The sequence below is a fragment of the Trichocoleus sp. DQ-A1 genome, assembly GCF_039961955.1.
In the GTDB taxonomy this organism is placed as follows: domain Bacteria; phylum Cyanobacteriota; class Cyanobacteriia; order Cyanobacteriales; family FACHB-T130; genus FACHB-T130.
This window is the reverse complement of sequence record NZ_JAMPKE010000013.1, coordinates 53,946-74,183: the sequence shown is the minus strand read 5'-3', so window position 1 is coordinate 74,183 and position 20,238 is coordinate 53,946. Positions and strand designations below refer to the sequence as shown.

The window sequence follows — 20,238 nt, the reverse complement described above, 5'->3', positions numbered from 1 at the left end:
TTTAACCGTTCAACTCAACCCTGTCCTGCTATTAACTAATCCAATCCATCGCGTTTAGAGCCAATATTGTCATGAAAAAGCATACTCAAGAAAAAGCCAAGACTTTAGGAGACTGGGCATACCTAGCGATTGAAAAACACTTTCAAAAAACGATTAAGCACGAATCTGATGTTATCAAAGACAAAGATCCAGAAGCGTTACACCAGATGCGCGTGGGAATTCGTCGTCTACGTTCGGCGGTAAAAGGTTTTGCACCCGCGCTGGATCTTCCCAAGTCAGCTCAAGAAAACAAGATTGGTAAAATTGGTCATCGTCTTGGCGGTTTGCGGGATTTAGACGTGCTTCAGGACGCCCTAAAAAATCGTTACCATCCGAATTTACCCTCTAAAGAACAGAAATCTTTAAAAGAGGCGATGAATGCTCTAGATAAACAGCGCCAGCACGCGCTAGAACAAGTCCGGGATACCCTAGAGCATCAGCAATACAACAAACTCAAGCAATCGTTGCAAGGGTGGTTGAAGCATCCGACTTATCAAGAAATTGCTCAGATGCCGGTAGAGCCGGTTCTGCCAGATTTACTGTTGCCAGAGATAAGTCAGTTATTGCTCCATCCAGGTTGGTTGCTAGGAGTTGAATTTAAAGCAGGACAGATTGAAGGTAAAGAACTAAAACAATCAGCTGTATCGCGACTTTTAGCAGATGAGGGAGAAGTTCTCCACAGCTTGCGGAAAGAAGCCAAGCGCGTGCGCTACCAAATGGAACTATTTTCTGACTTCTATGGCCCTGCTTATGCAGGTTATCTGCAAGACGTAAAGTCAGTTCAGGAAACTTTGGGAAAAATTCAAGACTGCGTTGTTTTAGTAGATGTTCTGAGTGATGTCTTGCACTCCAAGCTCAAACATCAACTACCGACGCTAACTGAACAGCTAGATCAAACTGTTTATGAAGCTTGGGAAGAGTGGCAACCCCTACAAGAGCGTTACTTAAATTCCCAAACACGACAAGCCTTTCACTTGGCATTGTTGCAGCCGCGCGATGAAAGTGATACTGACAATGAACCGAAAAATGAACACACGAAAGAACACAAGAATCAACAAAGTGGCTTAAAAGATGGGACTAGCGGTATCGGTTTTGGCACATAGCTTTAGGGATGCAAAAGGAGCTTTTATTCTGTAAAACGATGGGCTAGCCTGAAAGTTGGAAAAAATATTCTGATTAACGGATGCAAAAGTTCATAAGCCGACTGCGCGTGCGATACCACGAGATGGACTCCTTGGGGCACGTTAACAACGCAGTCTATCAGCATTACCTAGAACATGCAGCAGTCGAACACGATGAACATCTCGGCTTTAACCAGAAAGTCTACCAGGAACTCGGCGGCGGCTTTGTAATGCGGCGGATCGAGATAGACTATTTGCGTTCTGCTGTTGCAGGCGATCGCTTAGAAATTACCACCTGGCTGCACCTAATTCAAGGAACCCGTGCCATCCGTCGCTATGAAATCCGCAAACAGGAAGAAGCTCCGCTATTAGTGACAGCAGAGGCGTTGTGGGTGTGGGTGGATCTTGCCGCAATGCGTCCGCGAGCCATCCCTAAGCAGATCCTAGATGCCTTTGGGCAATTGTTTGAGTCTGCGGTATCCGAATAAAAAATCCCTTGTCTAAGGCTAATTAAGTCATTAGTCACCAGTCCATCGTTATGGGTCATGCATTCTTTGTTACTGACCCATGACCTATGACTTGTAACAATCTTTAATTATTTTGACTCCTTGAATATATCTTGCGGCAGAAGGGTGCGCGATCGCCATACCCGTAGAATCTCTCTGGTCTAATCAATTGACCACTGGTTCTATAAATGACCTTGATGGTCAGCGATTCTCGCGTATTGCCAGATTCTACGAAATACAACAACAAGGAGAATTAAATAATGCAGCGCATTTTTTCAGCATTAGGGCAAGCATTTCGCAACAGTATTTTGATTCTGGTTACGGTGAGTTTGCTTAGCCTCTCCAATTTATTCATTTTTGCAAATCAGCCTGCTTATGCAGCGACAAGCTCAAGTGCAAATATTAACCGTACTTCAGACCCTACTGAAGACGCTAGTTTTCGAGAAGAAGCTTACGAAGAAGCCGCAGAACAAGCTCGGAATCCAGATAAGCAGGATGAGATTTACAACGAAAGTGTAAAAGCAAACAAAGGGCCACAGGCAGAGAATGGCTTAGTTGAAGGAGCCAAAGAACTGGTTGAGAAAGTAACAGGTCAAGGCGATAGCAAATAGCTATTTGGGTAATTGATTCGTGAGTCATTAGCCCTTGCTACGGATTAATGACTCATGACAAATGGCGTAATAATTAGGGATTAGACTTAGCGCAATTTGGAACGTCAGCACCAGCTTGTCTCTTTGATAAATTGACTTCCCATCCAGGTAAGTTCCACCAGACAACACGCTTTTGCGGCTGTATCCAAAAGTCTAGATGGTTGATATCGCCGTTTTTAAACACAAGCGTTGGAAATTTTGGATAGTCGCGATCGCTCGTTTCTGAGTAATTGCGTCCGAAATAATTCATGCAAACTCTTAAGCCCTGAGCAACGCCCAATTTTTCAACTCCAGTGCCTTTTAAGGTTGAATCATCGTAGCTAAACGTTCCACTATATGATTGTCCGGTTAATGACCCTTGAGTCACATTAACCGTGAAGTCATAGGTAACGATAGACGCTTGGGCTTGACTGGTTGCGATCGCAGCAGAACCAAGAGTGACAATAGCGATCGCCACTGAAAATTTGGGGGACAGGTTGAGCATGGCAGTGTTGATTGATGTTTTAGAGGTTAGTTGTGAGTATCACTCATGAGATGCAATAAACAGGACAATTTCAGCGATTCTTGAGTCCTGGTGGATAGGAATGCTTAATGGACAGTTGCCGATGTACAGGGATTTAGATAACTATCAATTGCGTTATTGAACCTAAAAAGAGAATTTCACATTAGATTCCGTTAGAAAATTGCAGAAATTCTTTCTTTTGTACCACGTTTTTTATTGAGAATTTATTTCAATACATGAAATTTTGTTTGACATCGACCTCTAGATTAACCCTTGCACTTGTAATTCAGGAATTAGCATATTCATAATTAGCCGATGATCTTCGTGATCAGCATTCGGATTTACAACAGAGGTCGCATTGTTGCCAAACTTGTTATTTTGCCCTGCCCAAGCTGCAAGTGCCTGATCTTCAGCAGATAATACGTCTGCTGCTCCACCGCTTGTAAAGAGTATAGGTAAATTGGCTCCTCCCGCCAAACTCAATATCTTTTTAAGTTTTGCTTTCGTATCCATGTCGCCTGCTAAAGCTTGACCAATACGTGCCTCTACTTCATTGCTACCCTTCGCTTTTGCTGCTTTGTAGGTGCTTGGCATTGCCCGGTCTAAAATCAAAGCTTTCACGTTTTCGCCCCGACTCTTCATAACTCGCTTCACTAAAGTAGCAGCTACTGGACTACCTAACGAATAGCCATGAACAATGATGTCAGTTGATGGGACATTCAATGTATTTCTCACATAGTCATACATAGCTTCGGCATCTTCATAGAGTCCGGCTTCGCTTGGATCGCCCCCGCCGCCACCGGGTCCATTGACGGTCTTGTAACTGTCTCCAAACCCTCGATAGTTTATAGCTAAAACTTGTGCCCCAGCAGGAACATACTCACGAGCAATCTTTGTCATATAGTCCTCTGCTGAACTCCCACTTCCCGATAAAGTCAGAACTGTTGTGTTTGCTCCACCACCAACAGGTCTGTAGAGTTTTCCTGTAAGAGTATTTCCATTGGTGCTTTGAATCGAAACCGCTTGCGTAGCGATAGCGTTAGGATTTATTAATCCCCCACCCAAGGTATTACGACGAGCGGTCTCGTCCCCAAAAAGCTCATTCCGGGCTACACCAGCTACATCATTTGCTACTGTTTTCGCACGCTGGAGTGTAGGGCTATGATTCACATGAGTAACTAACTTTCCTTTAGGCTGTGGTTGTAACTGGCGCTGAATAGCTCCCCTATTTTGCTGTACAGTTTTTCCCAGTGAAGGTTGCAAGGTTGTTGGAGAGTTTAAGCGATTGATTACTTGAGTCGCAACACGATCCGCTTCCTGCTCATACTTATCTCCTGGCTCCCCAATGGTCAACTTTGCCTGTATTGGTGGTTCTGACAACTGTTGCGAAGAGTTCAAGGGCGATCGCTTTCCCCCCAGTTGCACTCCAGGTGTCCCTAGCCGACCCATAGGCTGGATTTGTGGGGCAGCTTGTTCCCCAGGCAAAGTAACCGCAACCTTAGAAAAGTCAAATCCGCTTCGCGATGCCCTTTCCTGGTTCTGCTCCCAGTAATCATTCATTTTCGCTTGCAACAGACCTAACTGTTCCTGCTCGACAGGGGTGATGGTGCCACGCTCTTCCTTGAGCTGAAGTCCAAAAGCTTCAAACTTGTTCTGATTAAAAGCTTGATTCGCTAACTCTTCTGGTGTCTGTTGCTCCTTCGGCTTCATCTGTATGGGAGCCGCAAACGGGCGACTTCTCAACTGAATCGTCGGCTGTGATATGTAAGACTTCTGCTTTTGGAATGAATGCGTTCTCTCAAATCCCATATCAGCCTTTGCCTCTGGTAGTGCGTGTCAAGTGGTATCAGATGCCCTTGATTATCGGTACCGCTGCGATTTCTATATCATAAAACAAGCAACAAGATACTCTAAGATTAATAAACTTGATTGTAAGTTTTGAGTCAATCCTATAATTATAAATTCTAAAATTATGTCAGCTAAATGACAGTTTGCAAGACATCTATTTCAACTTGATGGTTCAACTTGATTGAACCTGGCTAAAATCCTTATTTGGCGTGTTCTATAATCTTTTTTCTATATCTGTTGCGATAATTATAAAGATGAGTGACGGGACAAATTTTCTTAAAAACTGGCAGAAGTGTTGAAAGATAACTCAACACTTCTGGGCAATTTGGTATTTTGTGCATTACTACAACGCATCATTACCTGTTTAGGACTACCAAATTAAGTTGCAATATTCAACGCAAAGGTACGCCAAGGACAACGCCAAGGTTTGCAAAGAAATATTAGTCGCCGTCCAAGTTTGAACTCAAAACTTTGTCCTTGGGTTGTTCAGCTTTCTTAGAAGTGCGTTTTTTTTGCTGAGTTTTCGGTTGAGTAACCTTGTCCAGTGGCTTTTCTTCTAGTGGTTTGGGTGGGGGTGCGGTGCCGAAGACAGGCGACCATTCTTCTCGCAGTTTCGCGATCGCTTCTTCCTTCAGTTTCGCTTCTATCTCAATCCAGGGAACGTTGCAGTAGGCACTGGGCATCACGGTGATAAAATCGCTATGATGCGGGTCGCCAAACGATTCCCGCCCGTTGGAGATATGAACTAGCTGCCATTCTGGGACGGGCCAAGTCGTCCGCGCTGCTGCCTTCATCTGAGCGATGCTGGGATGTTCGTAGCTGTCCAGCTTTTCGTGAATAACGTGGTGATGGGCGTCAAAGACCATTGGCACGCCAGCTTCCTGGCAAACAGCGAGAATTTCGGCTGCGCTATAGGCGTATTCGTCGTTTTCTAGGGCTAATCTTGAGCGAATTTCATCGGGTAAATCGCGGATGACTTGGATCAGTCGCTCAGCGCGATCGCCCTTACCACCATGTATCTCCATCATCGCCCAAGGCGATCGCGGCTGCCCCAATAAATCCATATTCCGGGCGTGCATTTGCAGAATCTTGATACTGTTCTCAATGACAGAGGGTGTATCAGAACTGAGGACAACGAACTGATCCGGGTGTACGACTAATCGGATACCAAGAACCGTTGCGCGATCGCCTGTTGCTCTTACCTGTTCCGTAAACTCCTCCAGCACCGCCTTACCCAGATCGGTATCGGCAAAAGGAAATATCCCTGAGGGAAGTCGATAAAGCCGGAGATTATTTTCTACGCAGAAATCCAGCGCATTATTTAGGCGTTGCAAATTGTCCGTATACAATTCCCGCAACACTTGCTGCTGTTCCGCTGTTTCTAGTTGCAATAGTCGTTTGCGCGTGAGGGCGCGGTAACGCACTTTGTCAGACGTTGTGATGCACACCAACCCCAATTGGGGTGGTGATTTTGTGGACGTGGAATGCGCGTTTGTCCGGTTAGGCAGATTGCTTATCATCATTGTTTTATCCTTAGTCTTCGTTTGGTTTCAAAAATTTAGCTCGCCAAAGCGGTTTCTTAAAAAAATATCTGACAAATTTAATAAGACTCCATCCAGTTTTGTTCGTAAAAAGACGCGAGAATTTTCGCTGCGTAGAGATGCGATGAATTGCGTCTCTACAATCTCGCTGTTTAACGAGCCATGTTATCCGAACTTTGCATTTACACTCGCTAAATTAATTAGAAACCGGCACGCCTTTAAATGGCTGGGTATTGGGAATATAAATGTCTAACGTATTGATTCCCTGCGGAACTTGTAGCCAAACATAGGCATCGGCTGAGGCACCTTGTCCAATGCTGCCAAAATCCACCGAAGGAGTCGCACGTTTAGGAGAAACCGCCTTGTAAGTCTCGTTTGTATTCGGATTGCGGGCAGTTATTGCAGATGGGTTTAAAACATCTATATCTGGATCGGTCGGACTTGCAACCCGTCGAATCCGAAACTGCATATTTACGACATTCCGAGATCCCGTTTCTGGATCGGCAACGCGTCTTACCGAGAGTAATTCTACTTGTGCCTTGCTGTTAAAAGCCGGTTGCACAAACTGCCCTGGTTGAATTTTGGCGTTGGTGTTGGTGGCGTCAGTCGAAGTAGGCACTGGAGAGGCGGCGCTAGTAGGGCTGACGGTGGGAGTGCTGTCTGCATCTGGTGTTGGGCTAGATATTGGCTCTCCAATAGGCGTCGAACCGCTTTTTAAATTAGCGATCGCGTTGAGTTCCTCCCGCAGTTCAAAAACTTGATAGGCACTGAAGCCACTGCCAATAATCGCCAAAATTGAAAGTACAACTGCGATGCCAGATAAAAAATTGCTCATACCGTTTTGGTAAGGGGTAATGGATCGTGAGTCAGTACCAACGAACTCAGAACAAATGACTAAAGACTCATAATTATGGACGAATAATGACTGACAAATCTCCACGATCCATTACCGATTCCCTCCTATTTAGAAATGGGCACATTCTTAAATGCCTGTACCTCCGGCACGTAGAGGTCAATAGAATTGACGTTTTCTGGCACCCTCAGCCAGACATAGGCATCTGCTGACGCTTGTGGGCGCAGCTGGAACAAAGAAACGGTTCCCGTCGAGCGATTAATCAAGTCAACGGCTTTGTAGGTTTCGCTCGTCTCTGGATTCCGCCCAGTGGTTCCGCCCACAGTAATGATGTCACCCCCAACCACTCGATCCGCTGACAGACGTCGGACGCGCATCTGCACGTTTACCACGTCGCGGTTTCTGGAATCGGGATCTTGAATTCGCTTCACAGACAGCAACTCTACTTGCCCCTTGGTGCCCAAGGCAGGCTGTACAAATTGACCGGGTTGAATGTCAGCGCTGGGCACTGGCGCAGCTGGCGCAGTGGTTGCAGGTGCTTGAGCTTGGGGCGATGGCGCGATGGTGGGTACTGGGGAAGCGGGGGCGGTTCCACCCACTGGGCTGGTGTTCGCATCCGCAATCGGCACATTTTTAAACGCCTGCGTTTGATCGACATAGATATCGAGGGTGCTAACACCTGCGGGGACTTTTAGCACGACATAGCCTTCTTGCGGTTGCCCCAGGCGCATCTGATATAAAGAAACCGTTCCTGATGAACGCTTCAAGGGATCGAGTGCTTGATAAGTTTCGCTGGTGATCGGATTCCGGGCAGTTGTCCCACCGACATTAATCAGGTCTCCTCCCACCACATCGTCTGCAAGACGATTAATTCGCATATCCACGCTGACTTCATCAGGCGCACCGAGAATTCTGCGGACGGCGATTAATTCTACCTGCCCTTTGTTGCTTAAAGCAGGCTCAACAAATTGACCGGGTTGAATGCCAAGGCTGGGCGCTGGGGCGACTGGGGCGACGGGAGCAGTTGGGGCGACGGTGGGGCTAATGGTTGAGCTGACAGTAGGGCTAGCGGTCGTCACTGGAACTTCTGCGGGAGCGATCGCATTTTCTTGCTGCATTCGCTGATACAACCACCAACCAGCAGCAACTAAACCCAATGTCGAAAGTGCGCTTAATAGAGCAACCAAAAAATATTTACTTCCGTTGTTCCGACGGGGTGCCTCTGTATGGCGATTGCTTTTCTCAAAATCGCGCTCTTGAAGTGCCATGATTATAAGTACCTATTTTTTTCGGTTGTAAATACAAAAAAAGCTATGATTATTCTGTATTTTATTCACTTTTCAAGACTCAATAAGCTCTACCATTAGAAATATTTTTATTGCTAAACCAAATTGTGCTTTGCACCTATCTAAGGTAATATTTTCAGTAACAAATCAGTTTTATTCGGAAAAATCTGAATGGTAAGTAGGTTGTCAAAAGAAAGTATCAGCTTATCCCAGCATAAAAAAATCTGTAGTTCCAAAAAAACAAGTTTATCTATTTTTAGGTTTTTCCCACGCCCCTACTTATTCCTAAAAATTACTAAAATCAGTAAATGCCTGGGTTTCTTGTTGCTCCTAAACACACAATTGGTATCCTGGCAGGAAGCGGCAAGGGCAAATAATCCCACTGTTTCTCCGAATTCTTCGATAAATTCAAAGCAGGTTTCTCAAGCAGAAAAACCCCAATCCCCTGCGTTGGTTTGTCCTGCCCAACTAGGAAACGCGATTGAAGCTGTCACCAACCGTCCGGAATTTTCTCGTACTCGTTGGGGAATTTTAATAGAACCATTATCGACAAATTCAAAATTTCCAGAACGCACCCTCTACAGCCGCGAACCAGACCGTTACTTTATCCCCGCATCGAATACAAAGCTGTTGACAACAGCAGCGGTTTTAAACAAATTAGGTTCTCAGTTTCGGATTCGCACCTCAGTTTATGGCACAAACGGGGGAGAATTGCGCGTTGTCGGACGAGGCGACCCCAGTTTTAGCGATACCCAGGTGAGAAGTTTGGCACAACAGCTAAAGCGCCAGGGAATTCGTCAGGTGCAGCAGCTAATTGTCGAGGATGATTACTTTCAAGGACAGGCAGTAAATCCCAGTTGGGAATGGGGCGATCTACAGGCACCTTATGCGGTACCCGTTAATAGTTTAATTTTGAATCAAAATGCTACCGTGCTGACCCTATCACCGCGATCGCCTGGGCAACCGCTACAAACCGCTTGGATCGATCCAATTGCGATCGCGCAATGGCGAATTGAAAATAATACGGTGACATCTGAAGCGAAATCACCGGCAGCGATCGCCGTTAGCGCTGTACTGGGGAAACCCGTATTACAGATTAAAGGTCAGCTGCCTGCGGGTGCCGAACCTGCATCCTTGGGTGTGGCAGTTCTCGACCCCGCCCAGTATTTTTTGCAGCACTTCCGGCGGGCTTTAGTAATTGCGGGGATTCCTGTCGCACAGTCGCAGGTGGGATCTGGCAGAGAAAGGGGGGACGAACGGGAATTAGCTGCTGTGGAGTCGCCGCCGTTGGAGACTCTGTTGATGGAGACGAACCAAAACAGCAATAATCTCTACGCAGAAGCTTTATTGCGAACCCTGGGTGCCGCCAGCAAAGGCGAGGAAACCCCGCCTTCAGAAAATTCGGCTGCAATGGGGTTGGCGGCTGTTAAACAAGCTTTAACGGAATTAGGCGTCGATCCCAACAGTTACGTGATGGCTGATGGTTCCGGGTTGTCTCGTCATAACTTAGTGAGTCCAAAAGCACTGGTGCAGACTCTCGAAGCGATCGCGCAAACCAAAGAAGCCGCCATTTACCGCGCCTCTCTCCCGGTTGCCGGTGTCAGCGGCACCCTAAAAAGTCGCTTTCAAAATACTCCAGCCCAAGGCATTGTGCAAGCGAAGACAGGAACGATGAGTGGAACGGTTTCCTTAGCCGGGTATATGAATCATCCAGAGTATCAAACGATTGTTTTTAGCATTCTCGTCAATCAATCGGACCAATCTGCCCCAATGATACGGCAGGCGATGGACGAAATTGTGCTGCTACTCACTCGCTTGCGTCGCTGTTGAGTGCGATACATCTGTAGGGGCATGGCAATCAAAAAGCCCCGACCAAGCCCAGTTCGCCGGGTCGGATTTGGAGATCCCCCAACCCCCTTAAAAAGGGGGCTATGAGCAATTTCCCTAATTTATCGGGAGTTTTAGTTGGGAAAAACTCGAACGGTATCACCGGCAATCGATAGCTGCACTCGCGTTCCTACCGGCAAGGCGGTATCAGTCATCGTGCGAGCGTGGAGTTCTTTGCCAGAGGGAGTTTGGAGGCAATATCGGTACTCGCGCCCTAAAAACCGTCGGGTTCGGATGACAACCGATGCATCAGGAGATGGCTGTAGGATCAAGTCTTCCTGGCGAATCATCAGTTCGCCGGTGAGGCTAGAAGTAGAGTCTTGCCGTCCGTTATGGGCGACATCAAAACAACCGACTTCTGTTTCCCACAGATGACCTTGGCGTTGGGCGGGAAGGAAGTTGGCTTGAGTAACAAATTCGGCAACAAACCGCGAGGCGGGGTGGGTGTAGATATCTTCCGGTGTGCCCAATTGCTCTAAATGTCCTTGACGCATAACACCCACCCAATCAGAGATGGCAAGTGCTTCTTCCTGGTCGTGGGTGACAAAAATTGCTGAAGTGCCAATTGCCTTGAGAATCTCTCGCACTTCTTCGCGCAACCTCAAACGTACTTGGATATCGAGATTGCTCAGAGGTTCATCGAGGAGAACCAACTTGGGTCGCGGTGCTAAGGCACGGGCGAGGGCAACCCGTTGCTGCTGACCGCCAGAGAGTTCGTGAGGATAGCGCTTTTCTAATCCTTGCAGACCGACAAGCGCGATCGCATCTTGCGTGCGTTCCTTGACCTGCTGTTTACTCAACTGTTGCAACCCAAAAGCAACATTCTCCGCCACACTCAGATGAGGAAACAGGGCATAGTCTTGAAAGACAATTCCCACGTCCCGATGCTCTGGCGGCACCCAACAACGGGAATCAGCAACCGTTCGCCCCGCAATCTCCACGCTTCCGCGGTAAGGTCGTTCAAAACCTGCAATCAGCCGCAACAGTGTAGTTTTACCGCAGCCAGATGGCCCCAGCAATCCTAACAAATCCCCTGGCTGCAAAGTCAACGTTACATCTTCAACAGCCGGAACTGTATTTTGGCTAAACTGCTTCGTTACATTCTGTAAGCGTAAAATTGCCGGTGATTGCATAACTCAAAATCTAAAATAGGCGGCTTGATTAAATATCTCTTTGGCACAACAAATCATTTCAGGACTTACACAACTGTCACATGCGATAGCGAAGCGCTGCTGCGAAGCGCAGATTGCATCTCCACAATTAGGCCAAGGACATGGCTAACGCTGGACGCCTGAGTTGAGCAACTAATTTTCTCCTGAGAACCTGAATGTCAACCCTACGACAAACATTTGCAATGGTACGGGACCTGTAGTGGTAACAACAAGCTCTGGCAGGAATGCAAAGAAGAATAAAATTCCCTTTGGATTAGTGATACTGGTGACCAATCCAGTCCAGAAAAGTCTTCGGTAAACAATTGGAGTAACCGTTTTCGATGACTGAACCTGCTGCTTGCTCATCAACATTTGTACTCCTAAGAACAAATATATAGCACCAGCGAAGCGTATTAAATTAAACAGAAGCTCTGATGCCTGTAGCAATGCTGATAGCCCCAGCATGGCAAAACCAATTTGTTAGGTTCTTGTAAGAAGTCGTCTTCGGTTGCTAAAGCTGAAACATCAACATTTCTTATTTTCAATCCTTGCTTCAAAGTTGCTATGACGCAAATTGCTGAACAGTCTCCAAATAAATTAGTTCTCCGCCAGAATTACGTGTCCTTCGGTCGTGTGTTCCGAGAAATTCTCGTGACCGGGATAGGAGTTGGATTCCTTCTCTGGACCGGGCCTGCAAAATTGAACTGCCAACGGATAGAACTGACGCAGGTTACGTGTCAGTTAAGCAAACCGGGCTGGTTGGGGTTGGGGGTGTGGCAGAACACACCCATTCGTAATTTGCAGGCTGTGGAGTTGACAACAAATGTAGATGATGGGGTATTTTACCAAGTTCTGTTACAAACCAGTGAAGGTGAAGTTCCTTTAAGGGAATATAAAACTTCTGGGTTGGATAATACGCAGGAGAGTGTTGATCGCATCAACACCTTCCTAAAAGACCCTACAGCAAATCGCTTAAGCATTGCACAGGTGGACTGGTTGCAGTGGTCTGGGTTACTCCCTGGTATGTTCTTCCTTGTGGGAATCAACGCGCTGTATGTCAGTCTTTTGAGTATCCGCTCTAAATTAATCGAGTCTTATTGCATTGACCAAACCCAGAATCGACTGACTTACCAATATGGGAGTCTGTGGAGACAACGCCAGGAACATTATGATTTTTCAGATATTCATCGGGTTATTTTAGATGTAGGCCCTTGGGCAAAGGTGCGGCTCTTTGTCGAAATGCGATCGGGCGAGTTACTGTGTCTGTGTGGGCAGGCTCACCCATCTGTAAAGTCTCCCTGGGAGGGAGCAGAGTGGCGACAAGTGCAGCCAATAGCAGATGAGGTCAGTCGTCGAGTTTACCGTCCCTGGCAATTGGCACTTGGATTTGGGCAAACCTGGATTGACAAATATGTGGCTCCAAACCCATACGCAAAAGTGACCGCACAGTGGCTGAAAGCGAACGTGCAATCATCTAAAGTTTGGGTCTTCGATCGGTCAGGCGACTGTATCCTTTCCCAGGACAGTAATACGGTCAAGACCTACACGCTGAGGGATTTTGTTGATGTTCAGGTTCAACTGACTCCTAGTAGAAGACTGGTTGCAAAAGAAGATGGTGATGGTGACAAATTCTACGATGTCAACTATCAGATCGTTTTGGTGTTGACTTCCAACAGACAGGTTGCAATTCAGCACTATTTCAGTCGCGAGTACAACTGGGAACCCGAAAGTGGCAAGCAGGCAACCGCACAAGTTCGGGCAGAAGAGACGGCTCAACGTATCCGTCAATATGTCCGCAAAGATTAGCACAGCGATCGCTATCATCCATCAGGAAGGCTCGCGTGCATGAGGAGAAACGCCTTGCCATACGGGGCATAGCGTAGTTTTTCTGAGCGATCGCGCTTTCGTGGTGTTCTTATGCGATCTGCGCTTCGCAGCAGCGCTTCGCGATCGCTGTGCTAGTTGCGTAAGACCTGAATTTGATAAAAACCATATAGATAGCAATCTTTAGTGATTCATGAAACCCGCTTCCTTCTCTTCCTTGGCGTCCTATAGTGCTAATGCTCATCTCTCTCGTGCATCCGCGCCGCTTCGCGAACGCTAGCGCGTCCTTGGCGGTTCGTCAAAAAAATCTCCTACAAACCATTTCCGCCTACTTATAACTCCTCACGCGCTCTTGAGATAACAGTAATAAAGTCGAGCCAATCGAAACTAATAACATAAATAGAGAGCCAGTTGCTGCCTCAGCAAACTCAACATTTTCCGTCGCTTTCCAAATCTTTACAGCCAAGGTTTCGAATCCAATCGGTGCTAATAGCAAGGTAGCCGGTAATTCTTTAATTGCCGTCAGAAACACCAACATAGCTCCAGCAATAACACCTGGGCGCACCAGCGGAAGCGTAACTTCTCTGAGAGTTTGCCACGAACTTCTACCCAAACTCCGCGCCGATTCTTCCAGCTGCGGATTCACCTGTAAAAGCGAACCCCGCACGGTTCCCACCGACTGGGGTAGAAACAAGACAAGATAGGCAAACACCAACATCGGCAGGGTTTGATACAACTGTGGCAAGTAGTTTGCCCCAAAAAATACCAGCGACAGCGCCACCACAATTCCAGGCAAGCCAAAGCCAATATAAGAACAGCGTTCAATTATTGAAGTAATTCGCCCAGGAAACCGCACCGCTAAAATTGCCACAGGTAAGGCAAAAAGAGTGGCGACACCCGCTGTAATTCCTGACGCCAAAATGGAATTGAGTGCAGCCGGTACCAGATTCGGAAGGCTGTAGCCATTATGGAGTCCGCGAATCAGCCAGAACACGGTAATGCCAATAGGAAGCACTAAAGCGATCGCTGTCACGACCGCACAAAAAGCCACCGCAGGCCACTTCCAACGCCCCAGCAGCAAAACTTTAGGGGGGCGCTGGGAGGTGGAGCCGCGACTGTAGTATGCTGCACGCGATCGCGCCCGATACTCTAACCACAAAATCAACAGCACCAGCCCCACTAATACCAACGCCAAAGCCGCTGCTGAATTGCGGTTAAAACTTGCCTTGTACTGCAAAAAAATTGCCCGTGTAAAGGCATCAAACCGCATTAACGACGGCGTCCCAAAGTCCCGCAGCGAGTACAACGCCACCAATAAACCCCCAGCCACCAATGACGGGCGCAACTGGGGCAAGATAACCCGAAAGAAAGTAGCTTGACCGCTTTGACCTAAACTGCGGGCGGCTTCCTCCAGGGTGGGGTCAATTCCTTGCAATCCAGAACGGACGCTCAACAGCAAATAAGGGTAGGTAAATAAGGTGAGTGCCAAAATCACCCCAGGCCAACCGTAGATGGAAGGTAATTCCTGTACCCCCAAAGGTTCCAGCAACAACTGCAACAAACTACCCCGTGGCCCAAAAGTGGCAATCAGCGTAAAACTCCCTACATAGCTAGGAACTGCCAAGGGTAAGGTAGTCGCTATTAGCCAAAATCGGCGTCCCGGTAAATCGGTTCGCACGGTTAAAAATGCCAGTGGCACGGCAATCAATGCCGAACACAGGGTCACGATTGCCGCCATTGCCGCACTGTTGAGCAAAATGGTGAGAGTTCGGGCACGGGAAACTAATTCCCAGAGCGCTTCCCCACCGACACCAGCCGTCCGGATGACCAAATAAGTCAGAGGCAGAGCGATCGCGATCGCTACTGCCGCTGCTGTTAAAGTTAGAAATAAAGGGGGTCGAGCTGCTTTCTCCAATCAGTTAATCGATATGGGGATTAACAACCAGCAATTCAACAAAATTGCGGAAATAACATCACTTTTGAAGGCTGGTAATGGGTAATAAGAGTTATCAGTACTTATTCCCCATTCCCACAAACGACTTAAATTACCTGTGTCTCCTGCAAAAGCTTCAACGTTGCATCCAAGTCGTTCAGATTGCTTAAGTCAATGGCAGTCGCTTGGCTGGGAATTCCGTTGAGTGCTTTTAAATTCCCCGCCGGAGCGATTCCCGAAGCTAGTGGATACTCATAAGTCTTGGTGGCAAAGTATTTCTGAGCATCCTGAGCCAACATGAAGTCCACAAACTTCTGAGCAATATTGGGATGTTTTGCACCCTCTAAAATTGCCACGCCCGCCACGTTAACCAAGGAACCAACATCATTGGTAAAGTGATGATCCACCGGAGCTTGGGGATTTTCTTGCTTGAACTTTTCTAAGTAATAGTGATTGACAAATCCGACCGCAATTTCCCCACGGGATAGCGCTTCTACAATTGCCGCATTTTTGGGGTAAGTTTTGGGATTGTTGGCTTTAATGCCTTCTAGCCATTGCTTAGCTTTCTCATCCCCTTGCGAGACGCGCAAAGCGGTGACAAAGGACTGGAAGGAGCCATTCGTAGGTGCCCAACCAATTTTTCCTTTCCACTTTGGATCGGTAAAGCCAGTGATAGATTCTGGTAAATCTGCTGCCTTAACTAACTTGGTGTTGTAGTCTACTGTCCGCACTCGACCCGTAATTCCAACCCACTTCCCATCCGGTGAGCGGTAGCGGCTTTCTACCCGATCGAGCAGTGAAGTTGGCAACTGCGATGCCCTACCTGCCTTTTGCATTGCTCCGAGTGCCCCGGCATCTTGAGCAAAGAAAACGTCAGCCGGACTATTTTTACCTTCTTCCAGAATGGCTGCTGCTAACTCAGCGGTGTCGCCATAGCGGACTTGTACTTTCGCCCCAGTTTCCTTTTCAAACTGTTTAATCAGGTCGCCAACCAGTTTCTCGTCCCGTCCTGAGTAGACCACCAGTTCTTTTTCCAATGGGCCGGTGGCGGCAACTGGGCTGGCAGATGGACTGGCGGCAGTCGTACTGGCAGGGCTGCTGGTTGGGGAGGTTGCATTGGGAGTCGTGGCACTCTGGTTGTCAGAGCAGGCGATCGCTAACCCACCGCTCGCAGTTGCCAGTCCCATTAAAAACACAAACTTTCGACGCTTCACCAGGTTACTCCTCAATAAAATCTTATATTGACAATGTTTTTTAACTAGGTAGCTAAGAACCGTTTGTTAAGTTACCACAAACAAATTCTCCACCCACTACCTGTACAAAGGGTTGCTTTTCTTTGAAGCCATCTTCTATAGCCTGTGTTATCAACTTTTAGTAACGTAATTGACAACCTTTGAATATAGCTGCAAAAAGAGTTATTGTCAATTATTATCATTAAGCTACAAAAATAGCGCTGTAGAGGCATTGGGTTCCCAGGCTCGGGAGCATCCCGATGAGAGCAAATTGCCCAGAGGCGGGAATCCGGCGAGACAAACGAAGTCCATCTAGCACTGCGAGAGCCACCTCGCGCTTCACAGCCTCAATTGAGCCTGCTAACTAAGGCTTCGAGCAACTAGGCTAGGCCGGGATGGCATTAACACAAAGAGTTTGCAAATAAATTTCCGGATTAAAGCTGAAGTAAGCTTTAACTTACTGGTCAGCCTTTAAACCCGTTTAAACGGGTTTAAGCTATTAGCCCAAACTTTAGTTTAGGGCTGAAATCAGCGGCATTCAACTAAGCTGATGCTTTCTCAAATCGCTGGTTTACTGCATTCCAATTAACGACGTTCCACCAAGCATCTAAATAATCAGCACGCTTATTTTGGTATTTCAAATAGTAAGCGTGTTCCCAGACATCATTGCCCATAATCGGATACATTCCTTCCATCAACGGACTATCTTGATTCGCCGTACTCATCACTTGCAACTTACCATCCTTGCCGCGAACCAGCCAAGCCCAGCCGCTGCCAAAACGCTTGCTACCGGCTTCATTAAATTGCTTTTTGAAAGCATCAAAACTGCCAAAGCTTTGATTAATCGCTTCGGCAATTCTTCCCGTCGGCGCTCCACCAGCATTGGGTGCCATGATTTCCCAAAACATCGTATGATTTACGTGACCGCCGCCGTTATTGCGTACTGTAGTACGAATATCTTCTGGCACGCTATTGATGTCACGAAGCAATTCTTCAGGACTCTTGCCTTTGAGTTGCGAGTATTTATTCACGGCTTCATTCAGATTTTTGACGTAGGCGGCATGGTGTTTATCATGGTGAAACCGCATCGTCGCCTCATCAATATGGGGTTCCAGAGCATTGTAGGCATAAGGTAAAGGCGGCAGTGTAAAAGTATTTGCCGTTTGCCCCTGCTGTTGTGCTTGCGGTGTCTGCTGCTGTGCTTGCTGGTTTTCACTTTTTGGAGTTGTTTGAGCTGCACAAGCTGCGGGGAAAGCCCCAATGACGGCTGCTCCAGCAGTGCCACCTAGCAGAAACAGGAAATTTCGACGATAAAGAGCCATAATTCAATCAATTTCGGTAGAAAGTTGCGCTTTCATCAAAAATTACACCTGTCTAGCGGCATAAATACCTCTATCTCAAGGAGGTAATTTCGGGATGATGACAGGATTGCGTTAAGCGATCGCTCTGACAAAAAGCAGTAAAATTCTACTCTTACCCTATCCAATACCTATCCAAAATTTTTAAAAATTGGACTGTAAGCCAACTCGTAAAGTTAAACCGGGGTGATAGATTCGATTTGCTTTCTCGTACCTTACATCAGCTAAATTTTCTAAATTCACTGTAATCCCAAAATTCTTAGTAATCGGAATCCGACCGCTTAAATCTAAATTTAAAAAGGACGGGGAAAAATCTTTGTTACTCTCGCCAGGATTATTAAAGAAAGCTCTCCGTGCCCCGCCGTGGTAACTTGCATATAGATTCAATTGCCATCCTCCACTCGCATAACCAATCCCGAATTGTCCTACTGAGTAAGGAATTAAACCTAGCTGTAATCCTTTCTCTAAGCCGGTCTCAATTCGCGCATCTGTATAAGTATAGTTAAGAAAAGTTGACCATTGCGGAGTCATTTGCCACCGTAATGCTGCCTCCAACCCATTTGTATTAACTAGACCAATATTCGCCCAACGACCTGATATAACTCCGAGGCGATTATCTAAACGGCTGCCGAAATAGGTAAACTGTCCTGCCAAATTTTCTAAAAACTGGATATCGACTCCAGCCGTCCAAGAAGAGCCGGTTTCTGGATTTAGATCCGGGTTCGGCAACCAGTTATGAACCGTATCAAAAACATACAATTGATCTAATCCAGGATTGCGCTGAACCGAAGCCCAACTGCCCCGCACAGCCACCGTTGGAGTAACAGCCCACCGTCCCCCGACACTGGGATTCAAATAGCTCCCAAAGTCACTATTAAAATTTTGTCGCAGACCAAAATCTGCCTGTAATGAGTTGCTTATTTTCCAAGTATTTAAAGCAAATATTGCTGTATGAAACCTATCTCTGTTTTCACTTTCGTTCAGGGTAAGCTGATTAGGGACTGTACTTAAAACATTCCCATTTAAGTAGCTATTTTGTACATCGAAGCCCCAAGTTAGAGTATTTCGAGGAGATGTTTGCCATTGATGCTCTACCCTAGCATTGAGAGCTTGGGAATTCAGAGTACCAGTCCGGTAGAAGATATTTTGAGTCGGGCCATAAGTATTAAAGTAATCCTGATTGTAAGAAAGTGTCGTTCTCAGAACAGAATCTTCCCCTTCTCCTAGCAAAGCCTTCCAAGATAACCCAATATTAAAAGCATCGTGGTCTAATCTGTCTCTTTGCAGAGGAAACCCGAAATAAAGTAATCCCCGACGACTGCTAATTTTAGAAGCATCTAAACTAAGAGTGTTTCTTGAATTCAAATCTAGCGATATCCCGCCAAAGTAGTTGCTAGTTGCGGTATCTCCGTTAAATAGAAGACCTTCGGAATTCCGATTCGCTGCACCTTTAGGGACAGCATAACGATTATCTGCTTCGTACTCTTCATAGCCGAGATTAAATCTTAGATTTTCCGCAGAACCCCCGTAGCTAATCCGATAGTTGGACTGATTAAAAGAGCCATATTCAACTGAAGCATTGAGTTTAGGAACTTCTTGCCCTTGTTTGGTGATGATATTAACAACTCCTCCAAAAGCTTCCGAACCATATAAAGTAGAACTGGTGCCGCTAGATAATTCCACTTGTTCAATTGCTTCTACTGGAATACTATTAAGGTCGGTAGCACCATGATAAGTATTAATATTCGTGTTGATAGGTCTGCCATTGAGGAGAAAAACAGACTGATTAATCGAATGTCCCCGGTAGTAAGTGCCAGTATGAATATCTGCCCCGAAACCGGCATCATTAATGGCAAATCCAGGGAGTCCTCTCAAGACTTCCGCTGCACTATTAGCGCCTTGCTTTTGAATTTCTTCTTGATTAATTGTATAGACGGGCGTAGACGTTTCCGGGAAATTTTCTCTCTTCGCCGTTACGACTAATTGAATTTCTTCATTTGTTCCTACTTGAACTTCTGGCTCAGTTGTCAACTCACTTGATTCAACTGCTTCAGGCGTTTCATCAGCCTCGCTATCAGGCTCAGATGCTATGGAATCAGTAGTATTATCTATGTTGAAAATAAGCGCGGAATCACTTTGATTAACTTCTCCGGGCGGAATCCCAGCCTTTCCAATTATGACTACCTGAATACTATTAGAATCCAAAGGAGTAACAGATACAGCAGTGATTGCATCAGTAGGGTTGTTTTGATAGAAACGACTCCCTTCGGGTAAGCTCAACTGAGCATTGATGATGTTAGCGATAAAGATATCGTTACTGCTGGATGTCAAAATTTGAGAAAGCTTACCACCCGTAGTTTCTAAAATTACCTGAATGCCGCTACTTGTGGGAATTAAACGAATGCTAGTGACTTGTGTAACTTCCGCCAGAACTGGAGGGGCAATGAATACTGCTACAACGTTCGCCATCAAAAAACTATTGAACAATAATTGTTTATTCATATATT

The 20,238-nt window shown here is 46.5% G+C and carries 15 protein-coding genes; 5 read left to right on the top strand and 10 right to left on the bottom strand.

All coding sequences use genetic code 11. The features are described 5' to 3' along the window. Positions 1-71: 71 nt before the first annotated feature. The 3 genes from NDI33_RS14605 (at position 72) to NDI33_RS14595 (ending at position 2,277) form a co-directional block, all read left to right on the top strand. Complete coding sequence (locus tag NDI33_RS14605; RefSeq protein ID WP_190679055.1) at positions 72-1,142, top strand: CHAD domain-containing protein; 1,071 nt, start codon at positions 72-74, stop codon at positions 1,140-1,142. Between the two features lie 80 nt (positions 1,143-1,222). Further along, positions 1,223-1,648 (top strand): thioesterase family protein, encoded by a 426-nt coding sequence (locus tag NDI33_RS14600; protein WP_190410709.1) that lies wholly within the window; start codon positions 1,223-1,225, stop codon positions 1,646-1,648. A 278-nt stretch (positions 1,649-1,926) separates the two neighbouring features. After that, positions 1,927-2,277 carry a hypothetical protein gene (locus tag NDI33_RS14595; RefSeq protein WP_190410708.1) on the top strand — a complete coding sequence of 117 codons (351 nt, stop codon included), beginning with the start codon at positions 1,927-1,929 and terminating at the stop codon, positions 2,275-2,277. Between the two features lie 73 nt (positions 2,278-2,350). On the opposite strand, the gene NDI33_RS14590 is transcribed toward NDI33_RS14595, so the two are convergent. The 5 genes from NDI33_RS14590 to NDI33_RS14570 form a co-directional block, all read right to left on the bottom strand. Beyond that, positions 2,351-2,800 carry a hypothetical protein gene (locus NDI33_RS14590; protein WP_190679053.1) on the bottom strand — a complete coding sequence of 150 codons (450 nt, stop codon included), beginning with the start codon at positions 2,798-2,800 and terminating at the stop codon, positions 2,351-2,353. Positions 2,801-3,079: 279 nt separating this feature from the next. Then, on the bottom strand, positions 3,080-4,627 hold the full coding sequence (locus NDI33_RS14585; protein WP_190679051.1) for an alpha/beta hydrolase: 1,548 nt from the start codon (positions 4,625-4,627) through the stop codon (positions 3,080-3,082). Between the two features lie 479 nt (positions 4,628-5,106). Further along, positions 5,107-6,189, bottom strand: coding sequence for a UV DNA damage repair endonuclease UvsE (gene uvsE, locus NDI33_RS14580; protein WP_242033298.1), 1,083 nt, complete (start codon positions 6,187-6,189; stop codon positions 5,107-5,109). 214 nt (positions 6,190-6,403) lie between these two features. Beyond that, entirely contained in the window at positions 6,404-7,042 is a 639-nt protein-coding gene (locus tag NDI33_RS14575) for a hypothetical protein (RefSeq protein ID WP_190679049.1), read from the bottom strand. A 125-nt stretch (positions 7,043-7,167) separates the two neighbouring features. Continuing rightward, a complete protein-coding gene (locus NDI33_RS14570; RefSeq protein ID WP_190679047.1) occupies positions 7,168-8,328 on the bottom strand; it encodes a hypothetical protein in 1,161 nt (386 codons plus the stop codon). A gap of 360 nt (positions 8,329-8,688) precedes the next feature. Here NDI33_RS14570 and dacB point away from each other — a divergent pair, with 360 nt between their 5' ends. Beyond that, on the top strand, positions 8,689-10,176 hold the full coding sequence (gene dacB / locus NDI33_RS14565; protein ID WP_242033296.1) for a D-alanyl-D-alanine carboxypeptidase/D-alanyl-D-alanine-endopeptidase: 1,488 nt from the start codon (positions 8,689-8,691) through the stop codon (positions 10,174-10,176). Positions 10,177-10,307: 131 nt separating this feature from the next. Here dacB and NDI33_RS14560 read toward each other — a convergent pair whose 3' ends face one another. Continuing rightward, positions 10,308-11,366: an ABC transporter ATP-binding protein gene (locus NDI33_RS14560; RefSeq protein WP_190679043.1), complete on the bottom strand. Its 1,059-nt coding sequence runs from the start codon at positions 11,364-11,366 to the stop codon at positions 10,308-10,310. 582 nt (positions 11,367-11,948) lie between these two features. On the opposite strand from NDI33_RS14560, the gene NDI33_RS14555 reads away from it, so the two are divergent. Further along, complete coding sequence (locus tag NDI33_RS14555; protein WP_190679041.1) at positions 11,949-13,190, top strand: hypothetical protein; 1,242 nt, start codon at positions 11,949-11,951, stop codon at positions 13,188-13,190. A 346-nt stretch (positions 13,191-13,536) separates the two neighbouring features. On the opposite strand, the gene NDI33_RS14550 is transcribed toward NDI33_RS14555, so the two are convergent. The 4 genes from NDI33_RS14550 to NDI33_RS14535 form a co-directional block, all read right to left on the bottom strand. Next, complete coding sequence (locus NDI33_RS14550) at positions 13,537-15,123, bottom strand: iron ABC transporter permease (RefSeq protein WP_190425308.1); 1,587 nt, start codon at positions 15,121-15,123, stop codon at positions 13,537-13,539. Positions 15,124-15,248: 125 nt separating this feature from the next. Next, positions 15,249-16,355 carry an extracellular solute-binding protein gene (locus NDI33_RS14545; protein ID WP_190410698.1) on the bottom strand — a complete coding sequence of 369 codons (1,107 nt, stop codon included), beginning with the start codon at positions 16,353-16,355 and terminating at the stop codon, positions 15,249-15,251. A gap of 560 nt (positions 16,356-16,915) precedes the next feature. After that, entirely contained in the window at positions 16,916-17,695 is a 780-nt protein-coding gene (locus tag NDI33_RS14540) for a superoxide dismutase (RefSeq protein ID WP_190535444.1), read from the bottom strand. A gap of 180 nt (positions 17,696-17,875) precedes the next feature. Next, positions 17,876-20,233: a TonB-dependent receptor gene (locus NDI33_RS14535; RefSeq protein ID WP_242033291.1), complete on the bottom strand. Its 2,358-nt coding sequence runs from the start codon at positions 20,231-20,233 to the stop codon at positions 17,876-17,878. Positions 20,234-20,238 lie beyond the last annotated feature (5 nt).